Annotated in this window: 16 protein-coding genes; 7 read left to right on the top strand and 9 right to left on the bottom strand. The window is 44.3% G+C overall.

Annotated elements, in window-relative coordinates; genetic code table 11:
* Positions 1–8 precede the first annotated feature (8 nt).
* Both OA79_RS04755 and OA79_RS04750 read right to left on the bottom strand, forming a co-directional pair.
* Positions 9–659: a replication protein P gene (locus OA79_RS04755; RefSeq protein ID WP_063332078.1), complete on the bottom strand. Its 651-nt coding sequence runs from the start codon at positions 657–659 to the stop codon at positions 9–11.
* Positions 660–738: 79 nt separating this feature from the next.
* Positions 739–1,542 (bottom strand): DnaT-like ssDNA-binding domain-containing protein, encoded by an 804-nt coding sequence (locus tag OA79_RS04750; protein ID WP_063332077.1) that lies wholly within the window; start codon positions 1,540–1,542, stop codon positions 739–741.
* 222 nt (positions 1,543–1,764) lie between these two features.
* On the opposite strand from OA79_RS04750, the gene OA79_RS04745 reads away from it, so the two are divergent.
* From OA79_RS04745 to OA79_RS04725, 5 genes are all read left to right on the top strand, one after another.
* Positions 1,765–2,424 carry a Bax inhibitor-1/YccA family protein gene (locus tag OA79_RS04745; RefSeq protein ID WP_063332076.1) on the top strand — a complete coding sequence of 220 codons (660 nt, stop codon included), beginning with the start codon at positions 1,765–1,767 and terminating at the stop codon, positions 2,422–2,424.
* 87 nt (positions 2,425–2,511) lie between these two features.
* Positions 2,512–2,904, top strand: a complete 393-nt coding sequence (tusD, locus tag OA79_RS04740) for a sulfurtransferase complex subunit TusD (RefSeq protein WP_063332075.1) — start codon at positions 2,512–2,514, stop codon at positions 2,902–2,904.
* A 4-nt stretch (positions 2,905–2,908) separates the two neighbouring features.
* Positions 2,909–3,256 (top strand): DsrE family protein, encoded by a 348-nt coding sequence (locus OA79_RS04735; RefSeq protein WP_063332074.1) that lies wholly within the window; start codon positions 2,909–2,911, stop codon positions 3,254–3,256.
* A gap of 2 nt (positions 3,257–3,258) precedes the next feature.
* A complete protein-coding gene (locus OA79_RS04730; RefSeq protein WP_063332073.1) occupies positions 3,259–3,546 on the top strand; it encodes a hypothetical protein in 288 nt (95 codons plus the stop codon).
* Positions 3,547–3,551: 5 nt separating this feature from the next.
* Positions 3,552–3,869 (top strand): TusE/DsrC/DsvC family sulfur relay protein, encoded by a 318-nt coding sequence (locus OA79_RS04725; RefSeq protein WP_063332072.1) that lies wholly within the window; start codon positions 3,552–3,554, stop codon positions 3,867–3,869.
* Between the two features lie 82 nt (positions 3,870–3,951).
* On the opposite strand, the gene cobA is transcribed toward OA79_RS04725, so the two are convergent.
* The 7 genes from cobA to OA79_RS04690 all read right to left on the bottom strand — a co-directional run bounded on the left by cobA (position 3,952) and on the right by OA79_RS04690 (position 12,305).
* Positions 3,952–4,695: a uroporphyrinogen-III C-methyltransferase gene (gene cobA, locus OA79_RS04720; RefSeq protein ID WP_063332071.1), complete on the bottom strand. Its 744-nt coding sequence runs from the start codon at positions 4,693–4,695 to the stop codon at positions 3,952–3,954.
* A 57-nt stretch (positions 4,696–4,752) separates the two neighbouring features.
* Positions 4,753–6,054 carry a serine--tRNA ligase gene (gene serS / locus OA79_RS04715; RefSeq protein WP_063332070.1) on the bottom strand — a complete coding sequence of 434 codons (1,302 nt, stop codon included), beginning with the start codon at positions 6,052–6,054 and terminating at the stop codon, positions 4,753–4,755.
* A 56-nt stretch (positions 6,055–6,110) separates the two neighbouring features.
* Complete coding sequence (gene crcB / locus OA79_RS04710) at positions 6,111–6,482, bottom strand: fluoride efflux transporter CrcB (protein ID WP_063332069.1); 372 nt, start codon at positions 6,480–6,482, stop codon at positions 6,111–6,113.
* Complete coding sequence (locus OA79_RS04705) at positions 6,479–7,837, bottom strand: replication-associated recombination protein A (RefSeq protein ID WP_063332068.1); 1,359 nt, start codon at positions 7,835–7,837, stop codon at positions 6,479–6,481. Before OA79_RS04705 ends, crcB begins: the two co-directional genes overlap by 4 nt.
* Complete coding sequence (gene lolA / locus OA79_RS04700) at positions 7,837–8,463, bottom strand: outer membrane lipoprotein chaperone LolA (protein ID WP_082825378.1); 627 nt, start codon at positions 8,461–8,463, stop codon at positions 7,837–7,839. The genes OA79_RS04705 and lolA overlap by 1 nt, the downstream gene beginning before the upstream one ends.
* Positions 8,464–8,494: 31 nt before the next feature.
* Positions 8,495–11,233: a DNA translocase FtsK gene (locus tag OA79_RS04695; RefSeq protein ID WP_063332193.1), complete on the bottom strand. Its 2,739-nt coding sequence runs from the start codon at positions 11,231–11,233 to the stop codon at positions 8,495–8,497.
* Between the two features lie 178 nt (positions 11,234–11,411).
* Positions 11,412–12,305 (bottom strand): hypothetical protein, encoded by an 894-nt coding sequence (locus tag OA79_RS04690; protein WP_063332066.1) that lies wholly within the window; start codon positions 12,303–12,305, stop codon positions 11,412–11,414.
* Positions 12,306–12,885: 580 nt separating this feature from the next.
* Here OA79_RS04690 and aat point away from each other — a divergent pair.
* Together aat and infA are read left to right on the top strand one after the other, a co-directional pair.
* Positions 12,886–13,635: a leucyl/phenylalanyl-tRNA--protein transferase gene (gene aat / locus OA79_RS04685; protein WP_082825376.1), complete on the top strand. Its 750-nt coding sequence runs from the start codon at positions 12,886–12,888 to the stop codon at positions 13,633–13,635.
* 229 nt (positions 13,636–13,864) lie between these two features.
* The gene (infA, locus tag OA79_RS04680) at positions 13,865–14,083 is read left to right on the top strand and encodes a translation initiation factor IF-1 (RefSeq protein ID WP_013795500.1); all 219 of its coding nucleotides are present in this window, start codon (positions 13,865–13,867) and stop codon (positions 14,081–14,083) included.
* The last annotated feature ends 63 nt before the right edge of the window (positions 14,084–14,146 follow it).

Raw genomic sequence — 14,146 nt, 5'->3', positions numbered from 1 at the left:
TCGTCAACCTAGTTCGGCAAGCGACCATGAAAACCAAGCTCTGCCAACTTAGTCTGACTGAGCTCGCGATAACGCTGTCGGATGCCTGACCCAGGCGTTTTCTGAGTGTAATAAAGCAATGGGGCAACGGCCTCTTCTGTCATACCCAGTTGCTCAGCAATCTGCTGCGCTAACGTCGTGATATCCAGTGTGTGCTTGTCTTCAATCATCACCACTTGCGGCACATTCAGACGCTCACCAGCAATAACACGATCAATGATCTTTAAATAAGCTTGCTCAAACAACGGCCAAGTGACTCTTTCTTCTTCTGATTTGAGCTTATACCAGCCAGTATCAGCCCCAGCAAAATACACCGCTGGGTGACTCCAGCGAAAGGTCAATGGATCAACTCGACAAGCACAGGCTTCTTTATAGGCCGAACGCGGATCGATTAAACCATAGGCTTTATAAGCCGTATTAATCAGTTTTAAAAATTCGGATATAGTTGGCGGCCAAGCATAAGTTTCCTTCGTACGCTCAACAGCATAAGCCAGCAAAGGCTCTTGAAAACCTTTTAATGCGATGGCCCACTCTCGTTTTGCCAGTTTTACCTCATCAGGGTTGCTATAAGCCGAGGCAAATTTGTGCGTGTAAATGGCTTTAAAACGAGCAAACAACATATTAACCAGGACACGAGTCTGTTGCTCTGCCTCAGATGGTCCCGACTCTCTCGACGCTCCGTAACCGCTTTCTGCTTGATCACCAGTCTGTGTCGTGAATGTTGCTGAGGGCGTCGCTAACTTGCTCTCGAGAGGTTTTATTAAATTTTGAACTGACTGAGGTTCCTTCATATGAAGCCCGATCCGATTGTTTGTATTGCCACTGACGTTTTACGTATTTGAAAAACTCGCTGTTCCAAGTTCTGACGTTTTTACGTTGTTCTTTAATGCGTAACAAAAATTCTGTTTGTAATCCCATCGCAAACTCACGAGCGATGCCTGCCTGCAAAATTTGCTCAAATGTCGCTTCTTCGGGTTGCCATTGATCTGGCTGACGCGCTCGCTCTTTTTGCTCTAAATATAAGTCGAAATCAGTGACACCACGGCGATCCTTCGCCACCGGCGGCGACGCTTCATAATGTCGAGTTGGCGCTTGTGTCATGTAGGTTTTTGGCTGCGGCGTGAATTCTTCCGTTTTCTGGCGCGACGCTTTGTGCAAACGATCCATTTTGTCCATTAATTGATCGTCTTGCTGCGTCGCTTTAGGCGCCGTAACCGGTGCCGCTTGGTCTGACTTTTTTGCCACCAATTGCACTTCTATCAAATCATTTTGACGTTGAAAACTCAAAAACTGACTGAGCTGAAGGTTGGCCAATAAACGCAAAATCATCGGCACAGTCCAAAAAGGCAATTGACGACTGAGTAAACGCATATCCAATCTCAGTGTTTGAGCGTTTTGCGCATAAAATTGCTGCTGCAAATACGTCAGTAAAACAGTTTCTTCTAAGCCGATTTGAGCCGCCATAGAAAATGAGATGGGTAAGGAATAATCGTGTTCCAACATAAGTCTCGCTTCGCCTAAGTAGGTTGCTTAGTCTATCAAAAGCCAGTTCCATAAGCACGACCAGCCTGCATCAATCTAACGACTAAAAACCAACAATTTTTACCAATAAGTCTCGGACTTGTCGCTTTTCCATTATAAAACAAATATTCTTACTTGAACTTTGGAACTTTCCACCTCATATTAAGTCCATAGTTAAACATAAACTTTATAGGAGTTACTCTAATGCGTTACTCAGAAGCCCTTTCGACACACACGTCCCAAGCGGCCAACAAAACGCTCCGCAACACATACGGTTTGTTGTCGCTAACCCTTTTGTTCAGCGCCTTCACTGCAGGTTTGAGCATGGCCTTGAACTTACCTCACCCAGGTTTGATTCTAACCTTGGTTGGTTTTTACGGCTTATTGTTCCTAACTCACAAATGCCAAAACAGTGCCGCTGGCATTCTTTGCGTCTTTGCGCTAACTGGCTTTATGGGCCTCACTCTAGGTCCTATTTTAAGCGCTTATTTAAGCCTTTCAAATGGTGCTAGCTTAATCATGAGTGCATTGGGCATCACTGGTCTGTCTTTCATGGGATTATCCGCTTACGCGCTTATCTCTAAAAAAGATTTCAGCTTTTTGAATGGCTTCATCACAGTGGGTTTCTTTGTACTTTTGTTTGCTGTCATTGCCGGCTTCTTTGTACAAATGCCAGCACTGCAAATCTTCATTTCAGCAGGTTTCGCTCTGTTCTCTGCCGCCATTATTTTGCTGCAAACTAGTGAGATTGTTCGTGGTGGTGAAACTAACTACATTATGGCGACAGTGAATCTCTACGTTGCTCTGTACAATATGTTCATCAGTATCTTGTCTTTGTTAGGCATGTCTAGCAGCGACGATTAATATTGAGTCAAAAATAAAAAAGGCCGCTGACTGCGGCCTTTTTTATCGGTAAAATTTGCTTCTGATCGACGATTTAAGGTTCAAATCATGCAACACACCCTTCTCGTGACCGGCTCCCCTTACCAAAGCAAGGCTTGTCATTCTGCCTTATGCTTTGCAAGAGCCGCTTTAAAAGCGCAACCTGACAGCATCAAAGGGGTGTTTTTTTATGAAGATGCCGTCCTTATTGGCAACGACCTAGCTCAGCCGCCTCGTGATGAGATAAACCTCAAACAAGCATGGCAAACTCTCGCCTCTGAATTTAACCTACCTTTGTATTTATGCATTGCGGCGGCCGTTCGGCGTGGCGTGATCAACGAATCAGAAAGTAAACGTTATGAATTAAACCATCACTCACTGTCCCATGGTTTCCAGCTTGAAGGCCTAGGCACTTTAGTCGAGCTGATGAACTCGACACAAAAAATCATTCAATTCAGGTAAGACGATGAAGAACACCTTAATTCATTTAACATCGAGCCCTTACAGTAGCCTTGCCTGTAAAGAAGGGTTAGATCTGGCCTTGGTATTGGCGACATTCGAGCAAAAAGTCGACCTTTGTCTTTCAGATGCAGCACTTTCTATTCTTACAATAAGTCAGCAACCCACACCAGAACAGGGTAAAAACCTGCATAAATTACTCGACGGTTTGGAGTTTTATGACATTGAAAATGTTTTTATTGAGTCGTCTAGCTTAATCCCAGACTCAGCAACTCAATGGTCTGGCATCACCTCACTGGATTCAGCCGCATGGTCTGAGTTGTTCTCAAGCTATCAACAGGTATTTCGCTTTTAATTATGACACTCCATCAAATTAACCAATTAAGCTACGCAAACCACATCGAACCCCTTTGGCAACAAAGCTTGAAGCAAGGTGATGCTGTCCTTCTTATTGAAGAAGCGATACTAAGACTGACGCAACCTCACTTAACGTCGATGACGCCACTAGAAGAGAAGCATATCTGTCTTTATTATTTACAAAGAGACGCTGAAGGGTATGGTGTTCAACCGAGTTTAGGCAAAGCACTCAGCGACACAGAATGGGTTGAATTAGCCTTCTCTGCATCCAGTCACATTAGTTGGTAATGGTTATGTTAGATTCGAGCTTATTAGATGAAGAAGGCTATTTATTAAACCTAGACGATTGGTCCCCTGAGCTAGCGCAACAACTGGCCACTCAGGAAGGCATCGCACTCACGGATCAGCATTGGGAAATCATCTATCTGCTACGTGATTTCTATCACGAATTTGAAGTGTCCCCAGCTATGCGCCCATTAACGAAAGCCGTGTCAAAAAAGCTAGGGGCGGAAAAAGGCCGGAGCATCTATTTAATGACCCTTTTTCCAGGCAGCCCACCAAAATTAGCCGCTAAGATTGCCGGCTTACCAAAACCAGCAAACTGCCTATAGTTAGCCATCGCGGCATTACGCATAAGACATAAAAAAACGGAGCCCTTCAGCACAGAAGACACTCCGTTTTTATGTCTAGAGACTAGTATTTACCGTACCAAGCCAACCTATCTTGTAACGTCACCACTTCACCAATAATTAATAAGGCTGGCGACTTTACTTCGTTGTCCGTTGCCACTTGATATACCTCACTAATGGTTGAAGTAAACACTCGCTGAGCGTTCGATGTGCCTTTCTCAACGACAGCCACTGGCATCGTCGCCGACATACCGAATTTCAGCAAAGACTGGCTAATATCCTGAAGGCCGGTTAACCCCATATAGATCACCAATGTTTGAGCAGGATGCACCAACTCTTCCCAAGGTAAATCTGTCGTTCCGTCTTTCAGATGACCAGTCAGAAAGCGCACCGATTGAGCATAATCACGATGCGTTAAAGGAATTCCTGCATACGCGGCACAGCCTGCAGCGGCCGTTACCCCTGGTACCACTTCAAATGGCACACTTTCTTCAATCAATTCTTCCAGCTCTTCACCACCACGACCAAAAATAAAAGGATCTCCGCCTTTTAATCGCACCACCTGATGGCCCTGCTTGGCTTTTTCCGCGAGCAAAGAATTAATGTCTTCCTGTGGCAAGCTGTGCAAAGACTTCGCTTTACCTACATACATTTTCTCAGCGGTTTCCGGTATCAGTTCAATGATCTCCTGCCCTACCAGTCGATCATATAACACCACATCCGCTTGCTTTAATAGTCGATATGCTTTGAGCGTCAGTAACTCAGGATCCCCTGGTCCCGCTCCAATCAAATAGACTTTACCTATCATAATGTTGTCTCACACAAAAAAAGCCTCGACGAGAGGCTTTTTTATTAAAAGCGCAGATTACGCCTTACTTAATAACGTTTTGCCGCCCATATATGGCACCAATACATCAGGAACTCGTACACTGCCATCGGCATTTTGGTAGTTCTCAAGCACAGCAACCAAAGTACGACCGACAGCCAAACCTGAACCATTCAAGGTATGTGCCAACTCAGGACGACCTGTTTCAGGGTTACGCCAGCGAGCCTGCATACGACGAGCTTGGAAGTCCCACATATTGGAACAAGAAGAAATCTCTCGATACTTAGCCTGACCAGGTAACCAGACTTCAATGTCGTAAGTCTTATGGGCAGAGAAACCAAGGTCACCACCACACAAAATAACCGTACGATAAGGCAATTCAAGCTTTTGCAGAATGGCTTCAGCGTGACCAACCAACTCTTCCAGTACCGCTTCTGAGCGATCTGGACGACAAATATGCACCAACTCCACCTTTTCAAATTGATGCTGACGAATCATGCCTCGCGTATCACGACCATAACTGCCCGCTTCACTTCGGAAACAAGGTGTGTGAGCAACAAATTTCTTATGCAAATCTGCGTCGTTAAAAATTTCATCACGAGCCAAATTGGTTACTGGAACCTCGGCCGTTGGAATCAGATAGAAATCGCTGTTCCCACTGTCTTTATCAACCGGCACTTTAAACAAGTCTTGCTCGAATTTAGGCAGTTGACCCGTTCCCTTTAAGGAATGAGCATTGACCAAATACGGCACATACACTTCGCTGTAACCATGGTCATCGGCATGAGTATTGATCATAAACTGGGTCAAGGCACGATGCAGGCGCGCCAAATCAGAGCGCATTACCGCAAAACGAGAACCGGTAATTTTAACCGCTGCTTCAAAATCCAGCATTTGCAACGCTTCACCAAGATCAACATGATCTTTTGCGTCAAATTCAAAGCTTTTTGGTTCGCCCCAACGACGAATTTCTACATTATCGTCTTCCGATACACCGGCAGGAACAGATTCATGGGGAATGTTTGGAATGCCTTCCAGCAATGCATCCATGTCCGTTTGCACTTGAGTCAATTGCTCTTTTGCAGCGTTTAAATCATCGCCTAATGTGGCTGTTTGAGCCTTTAAGTCAGCGGCTTTTTCTTTATCGCCAGACTTCATCGCCTGACCAATCTCTTTGGATACCGAGTTGCGAGACTGTTGCAGCTGCTCTGTTTCAATCTGGATGGCTTTACGACGCTCTTCTAGCGACGAAAACTTAGCCACATCCAGTTCGTAGCCTTTCTTTTTAAGTTGAGCCGCAATGGCCTCAGGGTCAGCGCGCAATGCTTTAATATCTAACATTTCAGCAACAATATCCTCTAATATCCAATAAAAACCAATCTGTCTAAACCAACAGATTAAAAGAAGCGAGTTAACGCCATACCAATGGCGAGCCCAAGCACACCTAAAATGCAGCTCAATAATAAATAGCTTAATGCCGTTAGCCAAGCCTGCATGTGAATTAATGAGACAATTTCCAATGAAAAGGTGGAGAAGGTGGTAAATGCCCCTAGAAAACCGACAATAATCAAAGGTCGATACGGTTCAAGGGATGGCATTTTCTCACTGATGACCACAAAAGCAACGCCCATCAGCACACACCCTAAGATATTGACCATCATAGTGGCGAATGGAAAATGATGGTGCCAATAAGTATTGATCCATTTGGTCATACCGTAACGACTAACAGCCCCAAGTGCTCCACCAAACGCAATCATCAGATACATCATGACTCATCTCCCCAATCAACCATTGGATAACGCTGCTGTCTACTTTGACGATCTAATTCCGACAACCAATCCATTTTCTCGGTAATTTTTTTCTCTAAGCCTCTGTCCGAAGGCTGGTAGTAGCGCATTTCAGCAACTTCTTGCGGCAGGTAATTCTCTCCCGCCGCATACGCATTGGGCTCATTGTGCGCATAACGATATTCATCCCCATGTCCCATGCTTTTCGCTAGCGAAGTTGGCGCATTACGCAGATGAATCGGCACCTCATAACTCGGCTGGGACGCCACATCCGACATTGCCTGATTAAAGGCTTGATACACAGCATTACTTTTGGGTGCACAAGCCATATACACCGCGGCTTGCGCAATGGCACGATTGCCCTCTCCTGGGCCAACTCTCTCAAAGATATCCCAGGCATTTAACCCTACTTGCAGCGCCCTTGGGTCAGCGTTACCTATGTCTTCAGAAGCAATCGCCAACAAGCGACGAGCAATGTACAGCGGATCACAACCGCCATCTAACATGCGCGCCATCCAGTACAAAGCACCATCAGGCGACGAACCACGTACCGATTTATGGAAAGCCGAAATTTGGTCGTAAAACACGTCACCATTGCGATCGAAACGACGAACACTACCACCTAACACATCTTCTAGTTGCGCTTGGGAAACTTGCGTCCCAGGCTCGACTAAGTCCGATAAAATCTCTAAGAAATTTAACCCTCGACGAATATCACCATCCGCCGCTTGAGCCAAAATGTCGACGTAGTGGTCATCCAATGCAAACTTCATATTGGCTAAGCCTTTTTCTTCATCGTGCAAGGCTCGCACCAATACTTGTTTCACATCCTCTACACTCGGTGTTTGCAAACGATACACGCGAGCCCTCGATAAAAGGGCCGAATTTAACTCAAAGGCGGGATTTTCCGTGGTGGCACCGATAAACAGAAAAGTGCCATCCTCAATAAACGGCAAAAAAGCATCCTGTTGTGACTTATTAAAACGATGAACCTCATCCACAAACAGTACGGTCTGTGTACCGTTCATTTGACGTAATTGTTTGGCCTGATCGACGGCGGCACGAATCTCTTTGACCCCAGACATCACCGCCGAGATTTCGATAAAGTGACCGTCCAATGCCTGACACAACAATTGTGCGAACGTGGTTTTCCCAACGCCAGGTGGTCCCCACAGAATAAAAGAATGACAATGACCTGTTTCGACCATTCGTCGTAGCGGCTTACCGGGCCCAACCAGATGCGATTGCCCAATATAATCCTCTAAACGAGTGGGTCTGAGCCTAGCCGCTAGCGGTTGATAAGCATCGTTACTCAGATCCGAAAACAGGTCTTTCATTATTGCCCTTCTACAATTAAATCAACGTCATCCGGTAAGTCTAATTTGAAATTCTCTTTTGCCACCCCATCATGGGCTTCAACATTATTAAACTCGATCACCGTGGTCTGCCCCAAAGCATCTAAGATACTCATGGCATCAATCACCTGATCTCGGAATGACAAAGTCAGTGTCTGAAATAGATCTTGATCCTCTTTAGGAGACAAACGAAATTTTTCTTCGCCCAACGCGGTAATATTATAAAGTGGTAATACGGTTTCTGCTGGCTGCCCTAATAAAGCCGCAGGCGAAGAACCAACCTCTCCTGATAAAGGGCGCTGTGTCGCTTGCTCTAAGTCGACATCCCAAATGGTGATCGTACGACCATCCGACACAATACGCTGGGCAAAAGGCTTAATACTATCCCAAACAAACTGATTTGGCTTAGCAAGAAGAAACACCCCTTCACTGACCTGCAACTGTTTGCCTTGCTCATCGTACGTAACTTGTCGAAATTCCCCTTCGACATTGCGATTTTGCTCCAATAACGTGGCCACTCGCTGAGCGGAAGTCTCTTCAGCCTGTACCACACCATGGAATAACAGCCCTATGAACAAGGAAACCAGTGCCAGCATTCGTGTTTTCAAAACAATTCTCCTATGGAAATGATCGTCGCGACTATTCTGGAATTAAGATATCGCGCTGCCCATTGGTGCCCATTGGCCCAACCAAGCCAGCCGCTTCCATCGCTTCTACTAAATTTGCGGCCCTGTTGTAACCTATTTTCAAGCGGCGCTGAATAGAAGAAATTGAGGCTTTACGTGTTTCAATAACAATCTTTACGGCTTCATCATACAACGCATCTTTATCTTCATCGCCATCGCCCGACATCAGATCTTCAGGGTTCACCACCACGTCATTGATGTAATCCGGCTCACCTCTTTGTTTCCACTCTTCCACCACGGCATGCACTTCTTCATCCGAAACGAAAGCACCATGGACGCGAATCGGCGTTGGTAGCCCAGCCGGCAGATACAACATATCGCCCATACCTAACAACTGATCCGCTCCGCCCTGATCAAGTATGGTTCGGGAGTCAATTTTTGAGGAGACTTGGAATGCCATACGCGTCGGAATGTTCGCTTTAATCAATCCCGTGATGACATCCACTGAAGGACGTTGGGTAGCGAGGATTAAGTGAATGCCCGCCGCACGAGCTTTTTGCGCAATACGGGCAATCAGCTCTTCCACTTTTTTACCGACAATCATCATCATGTCAGCAAATTCATCGACGACAATAACAATGTAAGGCAATGGCTCAAGGTGCGGCACGGTGCGTGCCACGCCATCTTCAGAGAACATCGCCATTTCCGGTTGCCATAACGGATCTTCAATTGGACTGCCCGCTTTAATGGCTTCACGCACTTTCTTGTTGTAGCCAGCAATATTTCGCACCCCAAGCTTTGACATCAGCTTGTAGCGACGCTCCATTTCATCGACCGACCAACGTAAGCCATTAGCGGCATCTTTCATGTCGGTAATCACAGGCGTTAACAAATGCGGTATGCCTTCGTAAATAGACAACTCCAACATTTTTGGGTCAACCATGATCATACGTACGTCGTCTGGTGTGGATTTAAGCAACATACTCAAAATCATGGCATTTACACCAACGGATTTACCGGATCCGGTCGTACCCGCAACTAACACATGCGGCATTTTTGCCAAATCCACCACCACAGGCTCGCCTGAAATATCATGTCCCAAGGACAGCGTCAGACCAGATGTGGCATTATCGTACATATCGCAATTAATGACTTCTGAGAAATAAACGGTATCTCTTACTTGGTTGGGAATTTCTATCCCTATGGTGGACTTACCCGCTATGACTTCAACCACCCTGACACTCATCACACTTAAAGAACGCGCCAAGTCTTTGGCCAGGTTAGTAATACGAGACACTTTCACACCTGGAGCCGGTTGAATTTCAAAACGCGTAATCACAGGCCCAGGATTCACTTCGACTACTTCAGCTTTGACACCAAAATCTTGCAACCTTTGCTCCAACAATGAAGACAGTGACAACAATTCCTCTTCACTGTATCCCCCTTGTTTAGGTTTAGGTTGCGTCAGAACAGAACGATCTGGCAAGGAGTACCCTTTTTCTTGCGGCTTCACAGACTCCTCAGAGGATGACGGCCCATCCAGATTATCAAGTTGCTTAGCTTCCGATAATGTTCTCACTGCAGGCTTATGGGCAGGCGGAACAGTCGTCTCTTCGTGATCACCAAACAACAACTCATCAGCCTTTTGCTTACTAAGAACCTCTGTTGATGCTTTTTCTTTAACAACCGATCCCGTTACTTGAGTCTGAGTAGACTCAGATAACACTTGTTTTTCAGACTGAGAAGGCGTTGATGACCATTCTTCTTCAATATAAAGCGTGTCACCAAAATTAATCTCCGCATCGTCTACAGCAAGAGAGTCTAGCCCATCAAAATCTGGCTCTTTTTGATCTTTATTGATGGCACTTTCTGGAGAAGCATCAACTGACGATCCGTTTGATTTCGAAAAAAGCGAAGCCAAAGAAAACTTGCCTTTAGACTGTCGTGCTTCATTTGAGCCTTCTTCAGACAAATGATCTTGAAACGACTCAACTAGAGCCTCATTGTGCTGAGATGCTGTTTTCTCTTCTACCATCTTTGATGTGAGTTTCTGACGATTTTTTTGTTTGCGAAAAATAGCGGGCTCTTCTTCGTCAGAATCCTCAGGCATGGAATCTTCATGCATTGCCGCTTTGTTGATTCTATTTTCCTTACTTGCCTGCCACTTTTCTTTTCGCTTAGCGACAAAACGATAAACACCTTCCCCTAACTTATCCATCAAGCTAAGCCAGTGCACTTGGGATAACAGAGTAAAGGCTAATATGACAAATGCGAGACTGACCAGAGTGGCGCCATCATAACCAATGACACCATAAAGCAATATACCCAAGCTTTGACCCAAAATACCACCAGCACCATACTGCAGACCCTGCTCTCCAACCGTATGCAGGAAACAGAGCGTAGAACCGAAACACAAATAGAGAATACTGCCCAGCAAACTTAACAAGGCGTTATTAAGCGGTAAGAGTTGGTGAGGGTTACGCCAGACGATAATGGCCACCCAAAAGAACAAAGGTGGTAGAGAATAAAATAACGTCCCGAAGAAAGCCGACATCAAATCGGCTAAGGTTGCCCCGATGGGGCCCATGGAATTCTGTATGACACCGCCAGAACCAGAGTAAAACCACCCTGCATCTTGCGGGTTATAGGAATAGGTTGCTAAAGCGAAAAAAAACAACACCAATAAAGCTGCAATAAATGCTGCTTGCTTTGCAAACATATCCCAAATTGGTGATCGTGCCGACTCACTCATCTCTTCTGACAAAACTGCCTTCCTATCTTATGCTAACCAAAACAAACACATGCTTAATCCACTGCATGCCAAAACACGTTAAGCTTACCATAAAAAAAGCCAGCCCCAAGGGCTGGCTTTCGCTTTTACCATTCAAAGATGTTCTATTTTTCAATAGGACATTATCAAATAAAAAGTCTTAGAAAGAAACTTTAGCACCAACTACAGAGTAGTCAGCATTATCAACTTCTTTAGATATGAATGAAGCGTAGTAAGAAACATCACCAACAGTGTAGTAAGCAGTTGCTTCAAGAATACCTTGATCAACTTCGTCAACACCTGCATCAGATTCTCCACCTTCAACGTAATACTGAGCAGCAAGAGTCAATTGCTCAGAAACAGGTAGATCAAGACCTAAACCAGTGTTCATGATATCAGCATCAGCTACAGAGCCAACACGAACGAAAGAAGACAAAGTAGCCATACCTAGAGGAGCTTGAAGACCAACAGTTACCAACTGGTCAGCTAGATCATCATCAGACATTTTGTAGCCTGCAGATACACCCAAAGTTAAACCGTTCATTTCAGTAGTGTATGCAACAGCTAGTGAACCAACATTCTCGCCTTCAGTCACTTCAAGAGCTACAGTTAGGTTATCGTTAACCATGTAACGGATACCTAAATCATCACCGAAATCGCCTTTCGCATCATCAAGGTCTTCTTCAACACCAGCACTGTAAGCTACAGAATCAAGAATTGTACCATCGAAGTCACCGAATTGAACTGCGCCTTGTTTAACATAAATTTCATCTAAGCTGAAAGTAGTGTCATTTTTGTCGTTACGCTCAATACTACCGTCACCAGCACTTTTTGCTGAAGAACCTTCCATGTCTAAATCAAAGTAAACAACACCAGTATCACCAATGATGTTCACTTCACCACGTGAAGAAGCAGCATCACTACCACCTTCTTGAGATTTGTATTCAAGACCAGCAGTACCCTTGAAAACAGGCTCAGCAGCGATAGTTGAAGTAGAAACAGCAGCCGCAACAGCAGATACTGCAAACACAGAAGCAAGTTTAATCGCTTTCATTCAAGATTCCCCTTTATATTATATTATGTGGTCTTGTAGACCCTTTGATAGATTTTCGTCTAACCAAGAAACGTTGTTAAATCAACGACTCGTGTATCTTAAAACCGATCAGTTTCACTTTTGTGACAATTGCCAAAAAAGCAAATTATCTAGTAGTTCCAAAACTGCATCCAACAATTTTTCGAATTACCGTTTAGGACTGCATCGATTAAAACCAAGTTTTCCTTTACTGGTCAAGCACTCCTTGCACTTTTTTTCTATTTTTTTTCAATTTATACCCTTTTTCGAACAAAAAACAGCCAATCACATTCAAAAAGACCATTTTTCTTTGTTCATTCGTGCACAATTAAACAAAATAAATCACAAAGTGTGTCAGGAAGTCGCAACCAGAATATCTTTTCTTCCTCATTGTGCATATCGGGCAATAAAAATAAAGCTTTAGACTTTTTTTGATTTTTTTATCAGAGCTGGCTTTTCCCCCTGAAAAAAATATAATACTTTTCGATCATGACGTTAAGCAGATTTGGACGTTATATTGATTTGAATTTAAGAGAGATTTGAAAAACAAAGAGCCAATTCAATGACCGATGCCCATGCGAATGAAGAGTGTGAATTAATGATTCTATCCGAATCACCTTTTGACACCCCTCAACCTCACAAGGCACTCCAAGACCCAGAAGGCCTATCCGCTATGGGCGGGGATTTGTCGACACCCCGACTCATCCATTTGTACCAACACGGTTTTTTTCCTTGGTATAGCGAGCCAGATCCCATTCTTTGGTGGCATCCGGAACATCGCTGCGTATTGTTGCCAAATCATTTTCACCTATCAAAATCCCTGAAAAAAGCGTTAAAAAAATCGGATATGCAATTTTCGATCAACCAAGCTTTTCACCAAGTGATTAGCCATTGCTCTGATTTACGAGCTCGAAATGAAGGCACCTGGATTTCAGACGATATTAAGCAAGCCTATTCTCGCCTTCATACATTAGGCTTCGCTCATTCAATCGAAGTATGGCAAGAAGAACAGCTAGTGGGCGGCTTTTATGGAGTCGCAATGGGGCAAGTTTTTTTTGGCGAATCTATGTTTTCATTACAGCCAAACGCTTCTAAAATGGCACTTAAGGTCTTCTGCGATAAAGCCAATGAGTTTAATATCGCCTTAATCGATTGTCAGGTTGAGTCTGAACATTTAGTCTCATTAGGGGCCAATCTGTGCCCAAGAGACCAATTCATTTCGCAACTACAAAACCTCATCCCCACCCCAATAACGAACCCAAAGTTGATAAATTTTTCAAAAAATACACTTAAACACCCGATTTATGTTTAAAAATAGCCTTAAATAAAACAGGGAATTTGCCTTGTGGCACGTTTTTAGGCAAAATATGCCTCGACAAAATTTCAGGTGCTGCTAAACATCGCTCTTAGCATTTTTGAGACCGTATTATGCGTTTAGCGCTCATTAAGCTAAGAAGTCTCTCTTCTAGGCTTACAGCTCTCGAACAAATTCAGGTCGGCGCCTACCAACCAAAATAAGTTAACACCATAGGACACATATTGTGGCAAAAGAAGAAGGCTTAGAAATGGAAGGCACTATCATTGATACGTTGCCGAATACCATGTTTCGCGTCGAGTTAGAAAATGGACACGTTGTTGTTGCACACATCTCAGGAAAAATGCGCAAAAACTACATCCGAATTCTAACAGGCGATAAAGTAAAAGTAGAACTAACACCATACGATCTATCTAAAGGTCGCATTGTCTACCGAGCTCGTTAATTCGATCATTCACTGAATCTTCAGCGAATTGATATAAAAAAACCACATTCCGTAGGACTGTGG

It is taken from the genome of Marinomonas sp. TW1 (assembly GCF_001625355.1).
Classification (GTDB): Bacteria; Pseudomonadota; Gammaproteobacteria; order Pseudomonadales; family Marinomonadaceae; genus Marinomonas.
This window is presented reverse-complemented; position numbering and strand designations above follow the sequence as displayed.

What these genes read in the sequence shown, in the direction of transcription:
- OA79_RS04755 (WP_063332078.1), bottom strand. Translation starts at nt 659, where the DNA reads ATGTTGTTTGCTCGTTTTAAAGCCATTTACACGCACAAATTTGCCTCG.
- OA79_RS04750 (WP_063332077.1), bottom strand. Translation starts at nt 1,542, where the DNA reads ATGTTGGAACACGATTATTCCTTACCCATCTCATTTTCTATGGCGGCT.
- OA79_RS04745 (WP_063332076.1), top strand. Translation starts at nt 1,765, where the DNA reads ATGCGTTACTCAGAAGCCCTTTCGACACACACGTCCCAAGCGGCCAAC.
- tusD (WP_063332075.1), top strand. Translation starts at nt 2,512, where the DNA reads ATGCAACACACCCTTCTCGTGACCGGCTCCCCTTACCAAAGCAAGGCT.
- OA79_RS04735 (WP_063332074.1), top strand. Translation starts at nt 2,909, where the DNA reads ATGAAGAACACCTTAATTCATTTAACATCGAGCCCTTACAGTAGCCTT.
- OA79_RS04730 (WP_063332073.1), top strand. Translation starts at nt 3,259, where the DNA reads ATGACACTCCATCAAATTAACCAATTAAGCTACGCAAACCACATCGAA.
- OA79_RS04725 (WP_063332072.1), top strand. Translation starts at nt 3,552, where the DNA reads ATGTTAGATTCGAGCTTATTAGATGAAGAAGGCTATTTATTAAACCTA.
- cobA (WP_063332071.1), bottom strand. Translation starts at nt 4,695, where the DNA reads ATGATAGGTAAAGTCTATTTGATTGGAGCGGGACCAGGGGATCCTGAG.
- serS (WP_063332070.1), bottom strand. Translation starts at nt 6,054, where the DNA reads ATGTTAGATATTAAAGCATTGCGCGCTGACCCTGAGGCCATTGCGGCT.
- crcB (WP_063332069.1), bottom strand. Translation starts at nt 6,482, where the DNA reads ATGATGTATCTGATGATTGCGTTTGGTGGAGCACTTGGGGCTGTTAGT.
- OA79_RS04705 (WP_063332068.1), bottom strand. Translation starts at nt 7,837, where the DNA reads ATGAAAGACCTGTTTTCGGATCTGAGTAACGATGCTTATCAACCGCTA.
- OA79_RS04695 (WP_063332193.1), bottom strand. Translation starts at nt 11,233, where the DNA reads ATGAGTGAGTCGGCACGATCACCAATTTGGGATATGTTTGCAAAGCAA.
- OA79_RS04690 (WP_063332066.1), bottom strand. Translation starts at nt 12,305, where the DNA reads ATGAAAGCGATTAAACTTGCTTCTGTGTTTGCAGTATCTGCTGTTGCG.
- aat (WP_082825376.1), top strand. Translation starts at nt 12,886, where the DNA reads ATGACCGATGCCCATGCGAATGAAGAGTGTGAATTAATGATTCTATCC.